The following is a 20,621-nucleotide window of genomic DNA, read 5'->3' as shown; positions in this document are numbered from 1 at the left end:
GGTATAAAAGCTCCTTCTATGACTCCTGCTCCAATCGGTCTGGCTATCATCTTCAAATTTCAGTGCACTCATTTAGTTATCTAAATTAGCTCAGTGTGAGCCCGATCTCATCTTAAAGATTATTCTAAATTTTGCTCAGTTCAATCAATAATTCTTAAAATCATGGTCCAGTTACCCAACAAGAATCAGGAAAGCCAGGGCGAGACAAGAAAAATATTGATATAGAAAAATATCCCCTATGAAGGGCGCTAAGACAGTGGTATAACTAGCCCCGACCCCCTTCTAATGACGACATTTAGGAACATCACCATGATATTTAACCAGGTTGTACTGGCTCCCGCAGATCCCATTCTTGGTCTTACCGATGCTTTTAAGGCCGATCCTCGCGCAGATAAGGTTAATTTAGGTGTTGGCATCTATAAAGATGAGTCAGGCCAGACGCCGATTCTTAAGTCAGTTAAGTTGGCCGAGCAAAAATTGCTAGAAACTGAAACCAGCAAGAGTTACTTGGGTATCGACGGCGTCATCGCCTACAACCAGGCGGTACAGGGCTTGTTGTTTGGTACAGAACACGCGGTAATGGGCGAGAAGCGAGCGGTAACGGCTCAGGCGCCTGGTGGTACAGGTTCCCTGAGAATGGCCGCCGAGTTTGTGGTGCGTAACACTGATTCACGTACCGTATGGGTGAGCAATCCAACTTGGGCAAACCATAACAACATTTTTCAATCTGCCGGCTTAACCGTTAAGCAATATGGCTATTACGATGCGGCCAGTCACGATATCGACTTCGATGCCATGCTCACTAGCCTTGAAAATGCAGAGGAAGGCGATTTACTGCTGCTTCACGGTTGCTGCCATAACCCAACGGGTATCGATCTCAACATCAGCCAGTGGGAAGTGATTGCCCAGCTTTGTGTCGACAAAGGCCTGATCCCCTTGTTTGACTTCGCCTATCAAGGCTTTGGCGCCGGGGTAGAAGAAGATGCACAAGGACTACGTCTGGTGGCCAGCAAGGTCCCCGAACTGTTAGTGGCTAACTCGTTTTCTAAAAACTTCGGTCTCTACAACGAGCGGATCGGCGCAGTGACATTAGTAGCAGAAGATGCTGAGACGGCGAAGCGTGCATTTAGCCAGATTAAGAGCACCATACGTAGCAGCTATTCTAATCCACCGGCCCATGGTGCATTGATTGTGGCCACAATTCTTGGTGATGCCGAGCTAAGAAAGTTATGGGAAGCGGAGCTAACACAGATGCGCGAACGTATCGCCGAGATGCGAGTGCTATTCGTCAAGACGTTGGCTGAGCAGGGGGTGTCGCAAGATTTCAGCTTTATCTCGGCGCAAAACGGTATGTTTAGCTTCTCTGGCCTTAATAAAGATCAGGTAACACGCCTGAAAGATGAGTTTGGTATCTATATCGTCGGCTCTGGCCGCATTAGTGTTGCCGGCATGACCCGCGCCAACATGGATACCATCTGCCGGGCGATCGCTAAGGTATTATAAGCTGCAAAACGCTGCTAAAGACGCCACGCTATTAATAACGTGGCGTTTTTTTATGCCAGTGCGTCGAGCTTCTGGGGCTCAACAATGAGAGACAGGGCGTCGGCCAGCGCGGCTCTGTCGTGAAGCGCCTGATGGTGGCGGCTACGCAGGGGATAACGAGTGACTATGCCTGTGGTGAGATACCTGTCGCCATGACATAGCACATGATCGACCGGTTTATTACCCATAACCTGCTTAAACCAGCTAAGGCGCTCCTCCAGGCTAAAGTTAGCCGCGGAAGAAGGCTCCTCGGTCAGATTATCGATTAGGACCACCTTCGCCTTGGAGTCGTGTAGTGCCTGGCTTAATTTTGGCAACAGCAGTGGTGGCATGATGCTAGTCAGGAAACTTCCTGGCCCTAATATAATGAGATCCGCTTGCCTAACCGCATTACAGGCCTCGAGGGTGGCATCCACCATGGGTTCCAGCGAGAGGGCGATAGGATCTTCACACTTTTGATCTACCTCGACTTCTCCAAAGATACGTTTACCGCAAGATTGAATGGCGACCAGGTGCGTAGGTTGCTCCGACATAGGGATCACCTGGGTCTCTATGTTAAGCAGTTTGCGAATCAGATTGACCGCATCTAACGGCCGCACGCAGAGGTCATCCAGCGCCATCAACACCAGGTTACCCAGATTGTGGTTGACGAGTTCGCTGTTACCGCCGAATCGGTATTCAAACAATAAGGAGCCGACAGAAGGGCGGCTGGCGAGCTGAGACAGGCAGTTACGCAGATCGCCCCAGGCGATACAATCCTGCTGCTGTCGTAGGCGTCCGGTTGAACCGCCATTGTCCGTAGTAGCCACTATGCCGGTGAGTTTTGGACCGAGAAACGAGAGAGAGGATAAGACTCGGCCCAGTCCGTGGCCTCCGCCGATGGCGACAACATGTTGATATTGATTGATGGCGTAATCGCGCATGTCGGGTATTTCCTTCCTGAATCCCCATTTACCTGCCGGCCATTATAACCCATTCGTCCTATAGGTATAGCGGTTTTGTTCATGGCTCAGATGACATATAATGCCGCCCATGAACTCCCAATAAGAGCGAAGCATTTGAGAACAGGTCACATCAATAAGTTGATATTATCCCTAGGGATTGTTGCGTTAGCGGTATTGGCGGTAAAGCTGTTTCTGATAGAGCGCAAGGCCGAGCCTGAACAGGCGCCGGGAACGATTTTAAAGAATCGCAGTCAATTTAGTGCCATTCCAGATTTCCAGGCAATTAGCGATATTGCGACCAAGAAACAGGCTTTCTTCGACTTCCTTCGCCCGGCGATCAGGCACCACAATGCCGTGATTAGTGACGAGCGTAAGTTTTTAGAGCAATCTCGTCTCCATCTGGCGAACCAACAACCCTTGTCCGAGGCAGAGGCCTATCGCATCTTGCAACTAGCAAGCAAATATCAGTATTCGATGCGCGGTGCCACCCTTGAATCCTTGGATGAGTTATTGACGCGGGTCGACACCATTCCTGAAGATTTGGTGTTGATTCAGGCGGCTAATGAAACAGGGTGGGGCAGTAGTCGTTTTGCCAGGGAAGGGATGAATTTCTTCGGTCAGTGGTGTTTTAAGAAAGGTTGTGGTCTGGTGCCACAGTCGCGCACCGAAGGACTCAGCCACGAAGTTGCCGTGTTTAAGAGCGTCGAAGATTCGGTCGGCTCCTACATGCGCAACCTTAATTCGAACGCGGCCTACTCGCTTCTTCGGGCCATTCGCGCCGATTTAAGGGCAGAGAATCAGCCGGTAAGCGCCGAGAAGTTAGTCTACGGTCTAATGAATTACTCAGAGCGTCAGGAAGCTTATGTTGAAGAGCTGCTTGATATGCTACGTCATAACAATCAATTTTTGGTGGAAAATCATGAACAAAGGCCTGCTGTGTAGTTGCCTGCTTCTGGCAACGAGTGTTGTTCAGGCAACGCCCATTTCTCTCGACTATCAGGGCTTCTATCAAAGAATGAAGCAGATGAATAAAGGCAACTATTCGCTTATCGACATTGCCTTCTCTGTGCCTAAGGAAAATGGCTGTCTTATCGAGAGCGGCTCAATCACCACAGAGAAGCGTAACTATCCGCTGACCTTCTCCGGTGACCAACGCCTCTATATTCCATTCGATGAAACCTTGAAGTCAGACCGTGCCCTCATCAATCTGCAGATGAAGAACGATGCCACGCGTTGTGGGGTGGCGATGCAGATCCGCGCCAAGTCGCCCTCAAATGAGTATAGCCAGGCTGCGCTAAGTGAGCTTGCCATGCAGATGGATCAACTGCTTAAGCAGATGCAGGGCTTTCCAATGAAATATTTCGCCGATGATATCGCCGGGGTTAGCTTCGAGTTTGCCGGTAAGGCGCAGGTGGTCATAGATGGTAAGATGCAGCAAGTCGATGGTATCTACCGCTTAGCGAGCGATAAGATAAATACACTTTCCAAGATAACTTTTAGTGAAACGCCTAAGGTCATAAGCCCCTGGGTCAAGAGCTCCTAGTTAGCGGGGCGTTAAGACCGCGGACATAGACAGACTAAAGACAGCCATAGACGTAAAAAAGCCCTCAAGAGAGGGCTTTTTTATTATCCATAAAGACAATTCATTCAAATTGCTAGGTTAAAATCTAAGGCGTATAGGTGCTCACCACATCGATTTTAAGTTGATCGCTACTGCGCTTGGCCGCGTCGAGGTCGATATGACCGCTGTTAGCCAGGTCCAGGAAGTCAAACGCCGGCAGATCCGACTCGGCCACATCGCCTTTCATCGGTGCGTCGGGATCTTGTTTCAAAGAGACAAAGTCGAACTTCTCTCTATCGACACCCTGTGACGGGCTCGTGTTTTGCATCGCGGTGAAGATGGTTTCGATACGGCCGGGGAACTGCTTATCCCAGCTCTTGAGCATCTCTTTTACCGCCGCGCGCTTCAGGTTTTCCTGAGAGCCACACAGGTTACAAGGGATAATTGGAAACGCCTTTAACTCGGCATATTCGGCAATGTCTTTCTCGCGGCTGTACGCGAGAGGGCGGATAACCACGTTAGCGCCATCATCTGAGAGCAACTTAGGCGGCATCGCCTTAAGCTTACCGGCGTAGAACATGTTGAGGAACATGGTTTCTATGATGTCGTCTCTGTGATGGCCCAGGGCTATCTTAGTGGCGCCAATCTTCTGCGCAAAACCATACAGGGTACCGCGGCGCAGACGACTGCAGAGCGAGCAGGTAGTCTTGCCTTCGGGGATCTTATCTTTAACGATAGAGTAGGTGTCCTTCTCGAGGATATGGTAAGGCACCTTTAGGCTATCCAAATAGGCAGGCAGAATGTCTTCTGGGAAACCTGGCTGCTTCTGATCCAAATTGACGGCTACCAGATTAAAATTAACCGGCGCTCTTTGCTGCAGATTGACCAGGATATCCAGCATGGCATAACTGTCTTTACCGCCGGAAAGACAGCACATGACGGTGTCGCCCTCTTCAATCATGTTGTAATCGGCGATGGCACTACCGACTTCGCGTCTTAGACGCTTTTGTAGCTTGTTTAGCCGAGTTATCTGTTTCTTTGAGAGGGTTTCTTCAGACATAATAAAAAACGCGCCTAGTATCGTAAAATTCTGGGCGCGTAGTATATCTTAAAAAATGTGGCTAAAGAAGATGGCCTAAGGCGATCATTCCTCTTCTAGTGGTGACTTATAACCGTCGGGTTTAATCGCCAGTAGGTCGCAGTTAATGCTGTCGATCACATGCTCTGCGGTGTTACCGATTAGCGCCGCCGAGAAACCAGTGCGGCCGACGGTTCCAAGAATCACCAACTCGGCGTCGAGCTGTTCGGCCAGTTCAGGGATGACATCCTCAGGCAAACCTTCTTTGATATGACAGAAGTCGCTAGAGATGCCGTAATTGCTGGCCAGGTAACACACCCGCTGCTCATGCTGCATGCGAATGGTTTCGCTGTAGGTGTGTGCGTCAAAGTCCGGCAGCTCGATGGCAAGGTTGACCGGGGTGCCAGGGTAGCCGTTAACCAGATGTACCTGAGCATCAAACTTCTTGGCTAAGTCTTGGGCGTGTTCGATGATCTTGCCATTAAGGGTTTGGTGATCATCATCTTCCGACGCCACGTTGATGGCACACAAGATCTTACCGGCTACTGGCCAGTCGTGTTCTTTCACCAGAAGGACAGGCACGGGCGCCTTGCGCATCAAATGCCAATCAGTGGGGGTAAAGATCACCGACTTGAGCTTATCGTGCTCGTGAGTACCCTTAACGATCAGATCATAGCCACCCTCGATGGCGTGGAGGATGATGCTTTCGAAGGGGCGGTTGTGCCAGATCACTTCGCTATCGATGGCGACGCCACTTTCTTTGTAGCCAGCCAGGATATCGTCGAGCCAGGCGCGACGCTGTGCAATGACTCCCTGGCGCATGGCTTCACGCTCATGACCCGAGAGGATAGAGGTCATCTCGTAGGAAAAATCGAAAATAGAGAGAAAAACGGTGATTGACGCTTGGTTCTTAGAGGCGAGTTCAACGGCTCTGGCGAGGGCAGATTGCTTGTCGCTTGTTGGATCCACTACAACAAGTATCTTATGATAGTCCTTCATAGATTCTTCCTTTATCTGAGGTGGTACTTAAATAATGAGCGATATAGGGCAAATTGCCTTGTTTTAGATCAAATTTGCCCAGAAAACCGGCTAATTAGCGGCCTATCTTATTGTTACCGGCTAACTTATTAAGCGAGTCAAAATCGACGATGGTAATGTACTTTCCTTTTACCTCGAGCAATTCTGCTTTTTGGAAGCGTCCCAGCAGACGGCTGATGGTTTCAACGGTCAAACCAAGATAGTTACCTATGTCACCGCGTGTCATAGTGAGGCGGAACTCCTTGGGAGAGAAGCCACGACTGCCAAAACGACTGGCCAGATTACTGATGAAGGCAGCTAGACGTTCTTCGGCGTTCTTCTTACTCAGCAGTAAGATCATTTCCTGATCGCTTTGGATCTCGTTGCTCATGAGACGCATGATCTGTTGTCTGAGCTTAGGCATGGTGCCTGAGAGTTCGTCTAAGGTATCGAACGGGATCTCACAGACCATAGAGGTCTCTAGGGCTTGGGCAAAACTTTGATGGGTTTGCGAGTGAATGCCATCGAAACCTATCACATCACCGGCCAGGTGAAAGCCGGTGATCTGCTCATCACCTTGCTCCGTGATGGTGTAGCTCTTGATGGTGCCTGAGCGGATCGCATAGAGAGATTTTAACGAGTCACCAGACTTAAAAATTTGTTCGCCTTTCTGTATCGGTTTCTTACGTTCGATGATGTCATCAAGCTGATCTAGCTCGTTGTTATTCAACGTGAAAGGGATACATAACGTACCCATACTGCAGTCATGACAATGAATGGCGCATCCGGGTACAGCCGAACGACGACTTTTAATAATATCTGTCATAATCTCTCTCGAATTTCTCAATTAGGCTTATGTTAAACTAATTTAATAGTGACAGCTAGCCTAGCTGAGCAAATGCAATATACAAAGTGTGTATGCCAAAGCTTACTAAGATTAAGCCACTGATAAGTCTCACTTTTCTAGTCTGAACCAACTGGGCAAAATAGCGCGCTGCGACACCGACGCTGACCAATGCTGGCAGGGTGCCCAGGCCAAAAGCCGCCATGATCAAGGCGCCTTGCTGCGCCGAATTTGCCGCGACCGCCCAGGTCAAGGTGCTATAGACTAGGCCGCAGGGTAACCAGCCCCATAGTAACCCTGCCGCAAAGGCTTGTTTTAAATCTTTTATCGGTAGTAACTTATTGGCGATAGGACCGATGAGACGCCACAATAATTTCCCCACGCGCTCAATCTGAACCACACCCGACCAGATCTGCGCAATATACAGACCAGTCACTATCATCATCACACCGGCGAATACGCGCATGCCAATTAGGTAGGCATCGATACTAAAGAGGGTACTGAGCAGACTAGCAGAGCCGCCCACCAGAGCGCCGGCCGTGGTATAGCTTAAAATCCTCCCCAGGTTATAGCTGAGAATGAACTTAAGCTGGCCCAGCAGAATATTATCGCTGGCTTTTCTTGGGAGCTGCTGGGAGAAGGCGCCGACCAGGCCACCACACATGCCGATGCAATGGCCCGCGCCCATCAGACCGACGAGGAAGGCGCCGGTAACGCTAAAATCTATCAACTTGGCGTCGACTCGTCTTTGGTATCTTTAGGCTTCTGCTTGATGTCATCATCAAACAAGATAGATACGCTCTGCCTGTCGAGATCGTCAAACTGTTCAGATTTCACGGCCCAGAAGAAGATGCCTACGGCAACCAGCACAAACAGCATGGCGATAGGGATCAAGACATAGATAATACTCATAAACGAACCTTTAGTAGTCTGAGGCTATTGGCGACAACAATTAATGAGCTGGCCGACATACCTATAGCGGCAATGTAGGGTAACACGTGTCCAGTTACCGCTAAAGGAATGATAAGCAGGTTATAGCCAAGGGCCCAGATCAGGTTTTGCCTGATGATCTGCTCTGTCAGCTTGGCGATGCGAACCGCCTGGGGAAAGCGTGAAAGCTGATCGCCAAGCAAGATGAGGTCTGCACTGTTTTTAGCAATATCGGCGCCACTCCCCATGGCCACCGACAGGTTTGCGCCCGCAAGCACTGGCGCATCATTGACGCCGTCACCGAACATGACCACCTGTTTGCCCTGATCTCTTAGCTGATTGATAAGTTTCAATTTATCTTGCGGCTTTAACCCCTTATGTAAGGTGTCGATACCCACCTCTGCGGCCACTTGCTCGACGTGTTCGCTGGTGTCACCGCTGGCGATGCAGGTGGCAAAGCCCATCTCCTTGAGGGTGTGCAGCGTTGCCTTGGCATCTTCTCGAATCGTATCGCTCAGGGTAAAACCGGCGAGCAAGCGCGTTTTATCGGCGAGGTAGACGCTGTGATCGCCTTTGATATCGCCAAGCTGAGTGTTACTTCGAATAAAATCCGCGCAGCCGAGAAAATAGCGGGTGTCATTGACGCTGGCTATTACGCCTTCGCCGGCGACATACTGACTCTCACTTAGCCGATAACCCGTCTGGTAATAGGGGGTGAACGCCTTAGCGATAGGATGAATCGATTGTGACTCCATGGCGGCGGCAATCGCTAGCACCTCGAGGGATTCATCGTGAGTAAAACGCTGCGTTTCACGCAAGGTTAAACTGCCGCAAGTCAGGGTACCCGTCTTATCAAATACCACCTGATCTACTTTTGGCAGCTTCTCAAACACGCCTGGACGGCGGGCCACCACCCCAAGTCTGGTAAAGAGTCCGGTGGCGCAGGTCACCGCCGTCGGCGTTGCTAACGCCAGCGCGCAAGGACAGGTGGCAACTAACACGGAAAGCGTGACCCAAAAGGCATCTTCGGGCCAATAATGTTTCCACACCAGATAGGTGAGGGCGGCCACGACCAAGATGGTCCAGGTAAAATAGTTAGAGATAGTATCGACGTAGAGGGCCACCTTAGGCTTGTTGTTCGATGCCGCCTCTTGTAAGCGGATGATTTCGGCAACTAGCTGATCTTGGCCGGTCGCCGTGACCTTGATCTGAATCGGGTGGTCCACATTGATGGTACCCGCATATACCCGGCTATTAAGGTTTTTAGTCACCGGCATCTGCTCGCCCGTGAGCATGGCCTCATTGACGCTGCTCATACCCTCGATTATGTCGCCATCGGCGGCGATCACCTCACCGGGCTTGACCATGATGAGGTCACCCACCTTGAGGCGTTTGGCCGGCACTTCGGTTTGATTACCTTCATCGTCCAGCAGGTTGGCGGTGAGCGGGATAAGTTTATGCAGGTTATTAGAACTGATAGAGGCCTTCTGCCGTGCATTTTGCTCAAAATAACGGCCAAGCAGCAGGAAGAAGGTAAACATGCTCACCGATTCAAAATAGACCTCTCCCTGGCCTGAAACTGTGGCGATACAGCTGGCGATATAGGCGCCGCAGATGGCGATAGATACCGACACGTCCATGTTGAGCCTGCCCGATAACATGGCGCGCAGGGCGCTAAAGTAGAAAGGCTGCGCCGAATAGAAAACCACAGGCGCGGCGAATATCATGCTTACCCAGCGGAAATAGTCTCGGAATTCCACATCGAGATCGGTGAAGTAATCCGAATAGAGCGCCAAAGCAAACATCATCACCTGCATGGTGGCAAAGCCTGCTAGCCCTAATCTGAGCAGGAATTTGCGGCTATTTTTCTTGCTCTGAATCTCTTCGTCATCCACCTGATAGGGCGCGGCTTGATAGCCGATACGGCTGATCTGCGCCAAGATCTCCGACAGCTTAATCTTGTCCGGATCCCAGCTGACTTGGGCGCGCTCAGTGGTGGTGTTAACTGCTATTTTATTGATACCGTCAATATGCTGCAGCTTATGCTCGATCAACCAGGCGCAGGCCGCACAGGTGATGCCATCTATGGTAAGAGAGGTACTAGCACTCTGTTTGTCTTGATGCACGTCTTGATGCACAAAGTCTTGTTGGACCTCTTTGAGATCGAATGCGGAAAAGGCATTGAGCGCATCGGGCACCAGCGCCGTCTGCTTGCTGCCAGGTTCGGTACGATACTTATAATAGTTGGTGAGCCCCGCCTCTATGATGGCTGCGGAGACGGCCTGGCAGCCGGGACAACACATAGGCTGAGGAACATTATCGATAAGGGTCTCGAATTGGCGGCCGGTAGTCACCGGCTCGCCGCAATGAAAGCAGTTTAACGCATCCATAAAAGATTAGTTTAACCAGTATTGTTGATTATCTTTTAGCTCGAGACGTTTCTGGATGCGCCAGCTGCGATCATACCCTTCCAGTCTGACTTCCCAACTGCCCTGAATTGGCGTGTTGAGCTTGATATGGTAAACCATGTTGCCATCGGCGGTGGCTACCTGGCCAAAGTCCTTTTCTTGTAGGGTAGGGTGATAGAATTCAACATTGAGCGCCGCGGCATAAGGCTCGCCGCCGTGCTGGGTAAGGGTGATCTCATCTTTCGCCAAATGTAACTCAAACTGTAATCCGAACTGCTTGGCATGTTTAATCTTACGCAGGTCCATGTTAATGGCCTTGCCGTCTTTGTAATAGTCTTCAGAGACGAGGGAATCTTTGTTTTCGACTGCGAGGAACATGAGGTTCACACTGGCAAATACGGCGCACAGCGGCAAAATAATCAGAAACCAAGGCCAAAACTGTTTATACCAAGCTTGTGGTTTATTCATGGATACTACCTGTTATTTTTGTTGGCCATATCTTACCGTTAAATGGCAGTGATAGCACTTAAAAAAAAGGCCTCGATCTGTCTCGAGGCCTTGGTGTTACTTATATGTAATTACTTGTTTGACAAGCTATAAACATAGGCTGCGATGACATGAACTTTCTCTTCGCCCAAGACATCTTTCCAAGCAGGCATCACGCCAGAACGGCCGTTCTTGATGCTCTCTTGGATCACACCGCGGCTACCGCCATACAACCAGGTGTTGTCGGTGAGGTTAGGTGCACCCATGAACTTGTTGCCAGTACCGTCCATACCGTGACAGGCGAAACAACCCTTCATGAATGATGCCTGACCCTGAGCGGCCAACGCTTCATCGTGATCGCGACCAGACAGCTTCACCACGTATTCAGCTAGGCCCTTCAGCTCGCTGTCTTCGATAGGTAGACCGCCTTTTGGAGGCATCATGCCGTGACGACCGTTCATGATTGTTGTCTTGATAGTGGCAAGATCGCCGCCATATAACCAATCACCGTCAGTCAGGTTAGGGAAGCCCTTGCTACCGCGCGCGTCACTACCGTGGCACTGAGCACAGTTTTGCAGGAACAGACGGCCACCCACTTTGAGGGCCTCTTCGTTCTTCACTAGCTCTTCAAGCGGTGTAGCCAGGTACGCCTCGAAAATCGGGCTGTACTTAGCGTTAGCCTTGACGACTTCTTGGTCATACTGAACCCAGCGATTTTCCTTCTCAGCCAGTTCAACGGCTGCGGCAGAATCTTCCTTGATACCTTTGTCGGTACCAATGCTTTGGTTCGAGCTTGACCAACCGAGGAAACCTTTGAAGTTACCTAGGCCTGGATACGCCGCCAGGTAGACCACACCGAAGATGATGGTGATGTAGAACATATAACTCCACCACTTAGGTAGTGGGTTATTGATCTCTTCAATGCCATCAAAGCTGTGACCCATTGATTTGCCTTCTTCAACACCTGTGGTGTTTTTAGAGACAACAAACAGTAGGATGAAACATCCTGCGATTACCACAATTGTGAGTACGGTAATCCAAATACTCCAGAAGCTACTCATCATCACTTATGTTCTCCTGAGTCCTTGTTCTTCTCATCATCTGAGAAAACAAGGTTAGCGGCCTCGTCGAATTGAGCCTTACGACGACCGCTATAAGCCCATGCAAAAATACCGACAAACGTCACCATGACAACAACGGTAATGATCCCTTGTAATGTGCCGTAATCCATATTTATGCCTCCAATTTATTTCAGTGCGTGACCTAGCGACTGTAGGTATGCAATTAGTGCCTGCATCTCAGTCTTACCTTCAACGGCTTTCTTAGCGTTGTCGATATCTTCTTGAGAGTAAGGCACACCGAAACCACGGAACACTTCCATCTTCTTAGCCGTCAGCTCGCCGTCTAGGACGTTTTCGGCCAACCAAGGGAAGGCAGGCATGTTTGATTGTGGTACTACTGCGCGAGGATCAAGTAGGTGAACTTCATGCCACTTGTCGCTGTAACGACCGCCAACACGGGCCAGGTCTGGACCAGTACGCTTAGAACCCCATAGGAATGGGTGATCCCAAACTGACTCACCGGCAACAGAGTAGTGACCGTAACGCTCAGTTTCAGCACGTAGCGGACGAATCATCTGGCTGTGACAACCTACGCAACCTTCACGGATGTAGATGTCACGACCTTCTAACTCAAGCGCTGAGTATGGACGCAGTCCATTTACAGGCTCAGTAGTGTCTTTTTGGAAAAGCAGGGGAGTGATCTGTACCAGGCCACCAATACTGATAGCAATAACGGTAAAGATACCCAGCAGACCGATGTTTTTCTCGACTATCTCATGATTAAATTTCATCAAATCTACTCCTTATGCTTCAGCCAGCGCTTGCAAAGATTCTTTTGGCGCCTTAACTGTCTTAACCACGTTGTATGCCATCAGTAGCATACCAGTGACGAAGAACAGGCCGCCTAAGAAGCGAACAAAGTAGAATGGGTATGACGCTTCCAAACCTTCAACGAAGCTGTAAGTTAGGGTGCCGTCAGAGTTAACTGCACGCCACATCAGACCTTGCATAACACCCGAGATCCACATTGAAACGATATAAAGTACAGTACCGATAGTCGCCAACCAGAAGTGAACGTTAATCAGTTGTGTGCTGTACATACGACCGTGTCCGTAGATTGCAGGGATCAGGTGGTATAGCGAACCGATAGATACCATAGCCACCCAGCCTAGCGCGCCTGAGTGTACGTGACCTACGGTCCAGTCGGTGTAGTGAGACAATGCGTTAACTGTCTTAATGGCCATCATAGGACCTTCGAAGGTCGACATACCATAGAAAGACAGAGAAACGATCAAGAAACGCAGAACAGGGTCGGTTCTTAGCTTATGCCAAGCACCAGACAGGGTCATAATACCGTTGATCATACCGCCCCAAGAAGGTGCGAATAGGATCAGAGACATCACCATACCCAGTGACTGTGTCCAGTCTGGTAGCGCTGTGTAGTGCAGGTGGTGTGGACCCGCCCAGATGTACAGTGCAATCAAAGCCCAGAAGTGAACGATAGACAGACGGTAAGAATAAACAGGACGACCCGCTTGCTTAGGTACGAAGTAGTACATCATACCCAGGAAACCAGCGGTCAGTAGGAAGCCAACGGCGTTGTGGCCATACCACCATTGCACCATGGCATCGACGGCGCCAGAGTATAATGAGTATGACTTGAACAGGCTGACAGGTACTGCCATAGAGTTCACGATATGCAGTACTGCAACCGTGATGATGAAGGCGCCGAAGAACCAGTTTGCCACATAGATGTGTGACGTGGTTCGCTTAACAATTGTGCCAAAGAACACAACGGCATAGGCTACCCATACTATGGTAATAGCGATGTCGATAGGCCATTCAAGTTCAGCGTACTCTTTACTGCTGGTCAGACCCAGCGGCAGAGTAATAACGGCTGAAAGAATAATGGCTTGCCATCCCCAGAAGGTAAATGCAGCTAACTTAGGTGCAAATAGGCGGGTTTGGCAGGTACGCTGGACGATATAATAGGATGTTGCAAATAACGCTGAAGTACCAAACGCGAAAATCACGGCGTTGGTGTGCAGAGGTCGTAGACGACTGTACGTTAGCCATGGAGTTTCGAAGTTGAGTTGTGGCCAGATTAACTGGGCCGCGATCAATACACCTACCGTCATACCAATAATGCCCCACAGTACTGTGGTAAGGGCAAATTGGCGGACAACGGTGTAATTGTAATCAGCGCCTTGAGGCTGGGAATGGTTCATCATATTGCTTCCACTGCTTATTACTTATACTTATTGTTTGAGTAAAGTGGCACTTTACCCGGTAAAATGACATCAAAGGCTTGTTTCCCTACGAAACAAACAAGATTGTGTCAATGTGTCACGCAACATTAACGCAAATTAATGCCGAGTAACGCAATGATACTTGAGCAATATCAAAAAAGATAGGAATTATGCGGCCAGGGATATTGATCCAGATCAAACTACCTGGATAGAATGTAAACACTATGATTCAAAAGGTTAATAATTGTGCTACTGAATCGACACTTCCCCGTTACTTCGCTCGTTGCAAGCCTGTTTTTGATGGTCTTGGCAATAGGCTGTGAAAAGCCCCAAAAAGCACCTGAACAAGCGCTAAAATCCGCGACTAAAGCCACCTTTGAAATCGACACCAGCTTATGCGATTTTCATCGAGGTGCTTGCGCTAAGCAAGTAGGCGAAACCCTTATTTCGCTGGCGATTTCTCCAGCAGATGCCCCAAGTGAAAAACCCTTATCTGTTACCTTAACTAGTGGTGCAACACTTAATAATCTTAAGGTAAGGGTTGAGGGCAGAGATATGTTTATGGGGGTTATTCCAGTTATTTTAAGTGAAACGGCTAAAAACACCTATCAAGGAACGCTAATATACGGCTCTTGCAGCAGCAATTATATGGTGTGGCGTCTTATCGCTAGCTTCGAGATAGACGGTCAGTCTAAGACAGTTATGTACGATTTTTTGGCCGACAACTCAGGCCGCAACGACTAAAAATCGTACAAATTGCTTTGTGTAGCGAGTTAGCCCTAGATCCTATTATTAAAAAATAGGATATAATCGATGTTCCCTGTGTAGCCAAACTCGTTCCCATCACAGCTCAACGATGGCACTCGCTAATTGGCATCAGACAGGGCTAATCGCACCTTATTGAAATGTTCTATGTTGTCGATGAAGAGTGTGGTTAGCGCGGGGTCGAAGTGGGTACCCGAGCCTTTTGCAATCTCTTCAATCACCTCATCTAGCGGCCAGGCGGGTTTATAACAACGTTTGTGGGATAGGGCGTCAAATACGTCCGCGATAGCGACAATGCGCGCAAAGATATGAATCTCTTCTCCTTTCAAGCCATCAGGGTAACCACTGCCATCATACTTTTCATGATGTTGTAGGGCGATAATCGCAGCAGCGTTGAGGATAGGGCGCTCGGAATTTCCCAAGATCTGATGGCCGATGGCAGGGTGTTGGCGCATGATCTGCCACTCCTCATCGGTTAATTTCCCCGACTTTAAAAGCACAGAATCCGGGGTCGCTATTTTGCCGATATCGTGCATAGGCGACGCGTGTTTAATCAGATCCGCCTGTTGATCATCTAGGCCTGCGAGTTTTGCCAGGGTATAGCAGTATTCGGCCATACGCTTAACATGGTTGGCTGCTTCTTTCGAGCGGCTCTCGACCACATCACCCAAGCGGAAGATGAGTTCCGACTGGGTGTCTTCGAGCTCTTTGTTCAGCAGCAGGTTCTCAAAAGCAACCCCCACATTGATGGCAAAGATATCGATGAGTTTCTTATCCAGATCCCCAATCGCATGTATGTTGTCCATATATAGCAGGTTTATCCAACCACTCTTGGCGGGGAAGTAGCCGACGAACAAGTTGTCCTCATACAGACATGTCTTTTCCTCCAAGGCACGTTTGAGTAATTTCTCTATAGGTTCGGGTATGGCTTTTTCATGGTGACTGGCAAATTGGCCGGTACCAGCCAAGATGTGGAGTTTGTCCGTGCTTAACTCTTTGCTCATTGCATCGATGGCATTGCAGGTTAACAGCAGAGTCTCATTGTTGAGGTTGAGGAGGTTGGCCACCTGGGTTAACAGGCCATCGGCAAAATGATGCAGCGTTCTCAACTCAAACAGACCTGAGGTGGCCTTGACGACCCGCTCGAGCCCCTCTCGGTAGCGAATTTGCGTCTGCTTGGCCGCTTCGATTTCCATTATGTCGCGGTAACTTCTTAGGGCAGAGTAGACGCTAGTGATCAGCTTACGAGAATCCAGTTCGGCTTTGGCCTTGTAATCGTTAATGTCGTAATTAACGATTACATCTTCTTCTGGCGCTTGCCCGGGCTGGCCGGTGCGTAGGATCAATCTTATGCTTTGATTGTTATGTTCTTCGCGGATCCATTTTACTAGCTCAAGACCGGCATGATCGCTCTCCATGACCACATCGATAAACGCCATGGCCACGTCTTTTTCTTCTTGTAACACCCGCTTAGCTTCTTCGCCGCTATAGGCATTAATAAACTCGATGCCGCGGTTATCTAGCTTGAACCTAGACAGTGCCAGCTTGGTTACCGTGTGTACATCGGGCTCATCGTCGACGATGAGTATGCGCCAGGCCGGTCCTGTTTCTGCTTCGGCTGCTTTCTTTTTACCTGAGAACAGTGGACTCTTTTTTGCCATATCAATCAGCATCCGTACCCCTCTTAGGTGAATTTAATAGACCTTAATATTTAGTGTAGTAACTTGCGCTCAATTTGGCTGGAGAATTTAGACTGGCAAGAAATTAAAATTGTAGATTAAATGAGGCAGTTAGCCAGCTCCGTCAAGATAAAGGATGGCTAAGCCACAGCGGATAGAGTAACGGTTCCGGCATATTTTTATCCAAGCTAGAGTTTGAATCTTAAGCAGGTGAGTAATTGTTCGCCTAAGTGTCGCATTCTATTGAAATATTTTGTATGTTTTATTGATATAGTAGGTTGATCGAATCTTAAGTGCCTCAATTTTATGGAGCCGACTCTTGCACGCCATCCCCTTATTTGAAGCTATAGACTATATCGAAGTAGGTAATCCCACTGTCAATCAGCATGTTACGGCAATTACCATGAATTGCGTCGAAGATGCGGGCTATGTTTATGAACTGGCGTCGGATCTTCTTTTCGCGCAGCGAGAAAACGAAAACAGCTATAAGAGCTTTCGCAGTGAAATTACCTGCTTCCTACATTGGTGCTTCGATGTCGTGCAGCAGTCGCCCGGCCAGATCAGCAGGCGAGACATGGATAGATTTGTCGCTTACTGCCAGTCACCGCCACAAGACTTGATCGGTCAATTTAACGTCGCCCAGTTTAAACTCGATAAATCAACTCAGCAGCGAGTGCCAAACCCGCAATGGCGGCCCTTTGTCGGCAAGCGAGGCGAAAAATATCACCTTAGCGATAATGCCCTGAAGACTAAGATGGCGATTCTCTCCTCATTCTATGGATTTCTCATGGCGGAAGACTATTGTGAGCGCAATCCTGCCCAGGCCTGGATGAACCATTCTAAATTTGCCCATAAGCGTAAGTTTGCCATAAGCGAAGAGGAGGGCAGTGGTCTCGCCTTTACCGAGTTGCAATGGTCCTATGTGATCTCAACCGTTGAACGGCTAGCCAAAGTTGACCCTGAGCAACATCAACGTAGTCTGTTTTTGATCAAGTTGATATACGGTTGCTATCTACGGGTATCTGACGTGAGTGCGCGAGCAGGTTACAGTCCTATCATGGGTCAATTTAAGCAAGATAAGCAGACAGGGATCTGGCGTTTTCATATTCCCAAGAGTAAAGGCGGCAAACAGCGACAAATTCCCTTGTCTAATGCGTTATTGACCGCGCTAAAACAGTACAGAGCGTTTTTAGGTCTGGCACCTTTACCTGGTTACCAGGAACTAACCCCGATTTTTGTTCGCCATAGGGCCGCCGGGCGAGGGCGCGAGGTGGGATTGATCGATGCCAACCTGGGCATTCGCCAGGTGAGGGAGTCTGTACAGTCGCTTATCAATCAGGCCGCCGATGTCGCCGAAGAAGATGGACTTTTAGAAGATGCAGAAGTGATGCGAAAGTTGACCGTGCATAGTATCCGCCACACCGGGATCACGCACGATATCAACCTTAATGGCAGGCCGCTTTCCCATGTTCAGGCCGATGCAGGGCACGAGAGTATAGATACCACATCGCGATACCTGCATACGTCTCAGGCGGAGAGGCACCAGAGTGCAGCCAATAAACCTATAGATAGGTTAGCCGGCATCGAATAACAAGTAATGAAGCCTCAAAAAGCCCGTGTCAGGGAAGACACGGGTGGGAGCCTAAAGCGGTCGCATCGCTTAAGTATCTCAAACAGGAAAGACTTAATAGATAGGGCTCTAATTTGAGTTGACCCGATTAGTCTAAATAGACTGTTTTACGGTTCGATGTCACTTAGATGACACATCCATGACACTTTGCACATTAATAATGCTATGTTTTTAATATGTTTTCTCAGGTTGACACTGTTATGATGACCGGGTGCGCGAATTTTAACCACAAAGTCTGAACCGGATACTAGATTCGAATTATCACAAATAGTGACTTCCAATAAGTGCTCAATAAGTGCTTTCCCAGTTAGCCAGACAGACTAATGCCGATAAGTATCATTATCGGCATCTGACCAAAAGAGTGATTTAAGCCTTGTTGGCTAATAAAGCAGACTTTGGCAGTGCTCGTTATTCGTTTCAAGATTGCCCATTAGACGGATTTACTCATGCTTGCTAGACGCTGTGTGGCGTGTGATTAGTTTTCATGAATTGTGCCTTATGACTAGTCGCTTATGATTTAATGATAGGACTCGTTGTTAATGGTCAGTAGCTTAAGGACGCTTGATAAGTGCCTTGCGATTGCAGCCAAAGATTAACCAGACAAAACATCGGCCAGAACCTCTATTTGTTCCTAGTCTCTACACAACTGGTCACGTTACTGATTGTGAAGTACGAAATAAGGACTTAGAACTCAGTCAAACTCAAACTAGTCGAACTCGATGCGCACAAATGAAAGAGTATCACCACTATGAGTTTTGCTCGGCAAGTTGCCATACCCGACAAGGTTCTAGCAATAAACATTGTCCTTTACTTGCTGACATTCTGTTTGCTGCTGATATTCAAGCTGGTTTAAGGAAAAGACTTAGATAGCATTACTAACTCTAGGGAAGGTGCGAATAAGTCCCGTGCTTGCTCTGCGTGTGCTTAAAGTGGATAGATGCAAGGCACAGTTTGCAGCGAATGGCCCTAGTCCTTCGCAAGAACTGTAACGCAGCAAATACCGCTGTAAGCCTCGCCCTGCGGGGCTTTGATAGCAACACCATTTCGGCGTTATTCAACTTCAGCAGGCCTCGGCATGCCCTCAGTTGAATGCCTTGAACTGTCGCTGCTATCAAAGCCAGAGCTGTGCTTGCTCTGCGTGTGCTTAAAGTGGATAGATGCAAGGCACAGTTTGCAGCGAATGGCCCTAGTCCTTCGCAAGAACTGTAACGCAGCAAATACCGCTGTAAGCCTCGCCCTGCGGGGCTTTGATAGCAACACCATTTCGGCGTTATTCAACTTCAGCAGGCCTCGGCATGCCCTCAGTTGAATGCCTTGAACTGTCGCTGCTATCAAAGCCAGAGCTGTGCGACGACTTGTTCGCACCTTCCCTAGGTGCGCAGGATTTTTTAAATATTTTCTATAACCCCTGAGGCCAGGCTAGTTTCGTTCCAAATTACACGCGTCGCTACGTGCACGAAATAACTTAATCAAGGGGATTACCCATCAGATTTTACGTAGCAACGCCTAAAAATTTCATAATTTAAGGTAAAAAGTGACTCTCACTGAAAACTGGGACATAGATTATATGCGGGCATCAATTGGCAGCATTGAGCACAGCCACATTAAACCTAACGTGAATCGAACAGCTCAGAGAAACATAAAACCCGATAACGAAATAATTAGTTATTACCTAGGAGCTCTGGTAATAGCATGAGGAACCCTGTGATATAGTCACCAGATAGAAAGCCACTGAATTGAAAATGCTTCGTTGTTGTTACTGAAAATAAGTAGCGTATGTTCCAGTTAATTCCGAAAGACTTAAATCAACGCACCTTGTGCAAAGGCGTCCACTCATCTATGCAGGCATACATAACTGCGCACAATGTATATTATGTTAAATAAGCTGTTTTAATTCGTGGATTCACGAACTACCCAGGAACAATGACTTACCACCTGCCTCTTTAACTTTATAAAAAGTGTTTTTAGTCTATGCTGAATTCATGAACATTTGTTCTAGGTTTAGTTTCAGGTTCATAAGAGCATTTAACAGTATTCGGATTTGCCATAAAATCCTTAATAGTTAACCTTAGTGCTGTGTCGTTTATTCGGAATATGCTCACAGATTGTAGTGGTCAACTAAAATTGGCCACGGTTTTGTATTCAAGCCAATATCTTCGCTCTGACTCATTGGGTGTYAGCCCACCGTTATATTGATGTGGTCTCAGCTGACTGTAATACCCCGTCACATATCGCGAAATTTCACTCTTAGCCTCACCGATATCCCGATAGCCGGTCATCGGTATCCATTCTGTTTTTAAGCTTCTAAAGAAGCGCTCCATCGGGCTGTTGTCCCAGCAGTTTCCTCGTCGACTCATGCTCTGCTTAATATGATAGCGCCAGAGCTGTTGGCGGAAGCGGCGGCTGGTATAGTGGCTTCCTTGGTCA

19 protein-coding genes are annotated in these 20,621 nt (G+C 48.6%); 5 read left to right on the top strand and 14 right to left on the bottom strand.

What is annotated here, in order from left to right; genetic code table 11:
• Positions 1-309: 309 nt before the first annotated feature.
• Positions 310-1,503, top strand: a complete 1,194-nt coding sequence (locus L1D47_RS16255; protein WP_239886051.1) for an amino acid aminotransferase — start codon at positions 310-312, stop codon at positions 1,501-1,503.
• 50 nt (positions 1,504-1,553) lie between these two features.
• Here the strand turns inward: L1D47_RS16255 and yvcK are convergent, their stop codons facing one another.
• The gene (gene yvcK / locus L1D47_RS16250; protein ID WP_239886050.1) at positions 1,554-2,465 is read right to left on the bottom strand and encodes a uridine diphosphate-N-acetylglucosamine-binding protein YvcK; all 912 of its coding nucleotides are present in this window, start codon (positions 2,463-2,465) and stop codon (positions 1,554-1,556) included.
• A gap of 135 nt (positions 2,466-2,600) precedes the next feature.
• Between yvcK and L1D47_RS16245 the strand changes: the two genes are divergently transcribed.
• A complete protein-coding gene (locus tag L1D47_RS16245; protein WP_239886049.1) occupies positions 2,601-3,428 on the top strand; it encodes a glucosaminidase domain-containing protein in 828 nt (275 codons plus the stop codon).
• Positions 3,406-4,029, top strand: coding sequence for a DUF2987 domain-containing protein (locus tag L1D47_RS16240; RefSeq protein WP_239886048.1), 624 nt, complete (start codon positions 3,406-3,408; stop codon positions 4,027-4,029). The genes L1D47_RS16245 and L1D47_RS16240 overlap by 23 nt, the downstream gene beginning before the upstream one ends.
• A 124-nt stretch (positions 4,030-4,153) precedes the next feature.
• On the opposite strand, the gene ttcA is transcribed toward L1D47_RS16240, so the two are convergent.
• The 11 genes from ttcA to ccoN form a co-directional block, all read right to left on the bottom strand.
• Positions 4,154-5,107, bottom strand: a complete 954-nt coding sequence (gene ttcA, locus L1D47_RS16235; RefSeq protein WP_239886047.1) for a tRNA 2-thiocytidine(32) synthetase TtcA — start codon at positions 5,105-5,107, stop codon at positions 4,154-4,156.
• 84 nt (positions 5,108-5,191) lie between these two features.
• Positions 5,192-6,124 (bottom strand): universal stress protein UspE, encoded by a 933-nt coding sequence (gene uspE / locus L1D47_RS16230; protein WP_239886046.1) that lies wholly within the window; start codon positions 6,122-6,124, stop codon positions 5,192-5,194.
• 94 nt (positions 6,125-6,218) lie between these two features.
• Entirely contained in the window at positions 6,219-6,968 is a 750-nt protein-coding gene (gene etrA / locus L1D47_RS16225) for an electron transport transcriptional regulator EtrA (RefSeq protein ID WP_239886045.1), read from the bottom strand.
• 55 nt (positions 6,969-7,023) lie between these two features.
• On the bottom strand, positions 7,024-7,716 hold the full coding sequence (locus tag L1D47_RS16220; protein WP_239886044.1) for a sulfite exporter TauE/SafE family protein: 693 nt from the start codon (positions 7,714-7,716) through the stop codon (positions 7,024-7,026).
• Positions 7,713-7,898 carry a cbb3-type cytochrome oxidase assembly protein CcoS gene (ccoS, locus tag L1D47_RS16215; protein WP_041511250.1) on the bottom strand — a complete coding sequence of 62 codons (186 nt, stop codon included), beginning with the start codon at positions 7,896-7,898 and terminating at the stop codon, positions 7,713-7,715. The genes L1D47_RS16220 and ccoS overlap by 4 nt, the downstream gene beginning before the upstream one ends.
• A complete protein-coding gene (locus L1D47_RS16210) occupies positions 7,895-10,306 on the bottom strand; it encodes a heavy metal translocating P-type ATPase metal-binding domain-containing protein (protein WP_239886043.1) in 2,412 nt (803 codons plus the stop codon). Before L1D47_RS16210 ends, ccoS begins: the two co-directional genes overlap by 4 nt.
• 6 nt (positions 10,307-10,312) lie before the next feature.
• On the bottom strand, positions 10,313-10,792 hold the full coding sequence (locus tag L1D47_RS16205) for a FixH family protein (protein ID WP_239886042.1): 480 nt from the start codon (positions 10,790-10,792) through the stop codon (positions 10,313-10,315).
• 110 nt (positions 10,793-10,902) lie between these two features.
• The gene (gene ccoP, locus L1D47_RS16200) at positions 10,903-11,871 is read right to left on the bottom strand and encodes a cytochrome-c oxidase, cbb3-type subunit III (RefSeq protein ID WP_239886052.1); all 969 of its coding nucleotides are present in this window, start codon (positions 11,869-11,871) and stop codon (positions 10,903-10,905) included.
• A 2-nt stretch (positions 11,872-11,873) separates the two neighbouring features.
• Positions 11,874-12,041 carry a CcoQ/FixQ family Cbb3-type cytochrome c oxidase assembly chaperone gene (locus tag L1D47_RS16195; protein WP_041511253.1) on the bottom strand — a complete coding sequence of 56 codons (168 nt, stop codon included), beginning with the start codon at positions 12,039-12,041 and terminating at the stop codon, positions 11,874-11,876.
• Between the two features lie 15 nt (positions 12,042-12,056).
• The gene (gene ccoO, locus L1D47_RS16190) at positions 12,057-12,662 is read right to left on the bottom strand and encodes a cytochrome-c oxidase, cbb3-type subunit II (RefSeq protein ID WP_041511254.1); all 606 of its coding nucleotides are present in this window, start codon (positions 12,660-12,662) and stop codon (positions 12,057-12,059) included.
• Positions 12,663-12,674: 12 nt separating this feature from the next.
• Complete coding sequence (gene ccoN, locus L1D47_RS16185) at positions 12,675-14,102, bottom strand: cytochrome-c oxidase, cbb3-type subunit I (RefSeq protein WP_239886041.1); 1,428 nt, start codon at positions 14,100-14,102, stop codon at positions 12,675-12,677.
• Positions 14,103-14,366: 264 nt separating this feature from the next.
• Between ccoN and L1D47_RS16180 the strand changes: the two genes are divergently transcribed.
• Complete coding sequence (locus tag L1D47_RS16180; protein ID WP_239886040.1) at positions 14,367-14,864, top strand: hypothetical protein; 498 nt, start codon at positions 14,367-14,369, stop codon at positions 14,862-14,864.
• Positions 14,865-14,986: 122 nt separating this feature from the next.
• Here L1D47_RS16180 and L1D47_RS16175 read toward each other — a convergent pair whose 3' ends face one another.
• Complete coding sequence (locus L1D47_RS16175) at positions 14,987-16,558, bottom strand: DUF3369 domain-containing protein (RefSeq protein ID WP_239886039.1); 1,572 nt, start codon at positions 16,556-16,558, stop codon at positions 14,987-14,989.
• A gap of 325 nt (positions 16,559-16,883) precedes the next feature.
• Here L1D47_RS16175 and L1D47_RS16170 point away from each other — a divergent pair, with 325 nt between their 5' ends.
• Positions 16,884-18,155 (top strand): site-specific integrase, encoded by a 1,272-nt coding sequence (locus tag L1D47_RS16170; RefSeq protein WP_239886038.1) that lies wholly within the window; start codon positions 16,884-16,886, stop codon positions 18,153-18,155.
• A 2,153-nt stretch (positions 18,156-20,308) separates the two neighbouring features.
• On the opposite strand, the gene L1D47_RS16165 is transcribed toward L1D47_RS16170, so the two are convergent.
• Positions 20,309-20,621 (bottom strand): integrase core domain-containing protein (locus tag L1D47_RS16165; RefSeq protein ID WP_239886037.1); only part of this gene is annotated, 313 nt, incomplete at its 5' end.

It is taken from the genome of Shewanella sp. Isolate7, assembly GCF_022398425.1.
GTDB lineage: Bacteria > Pseudomonadota > Gammaproteobacteria > Enterobacterales > Shewanellaceae > Shewanella.
Note: the sequence above shows the minus strand (reverse complement) of the source record. Positions and strands in the feature narration are given on the sequence as shown.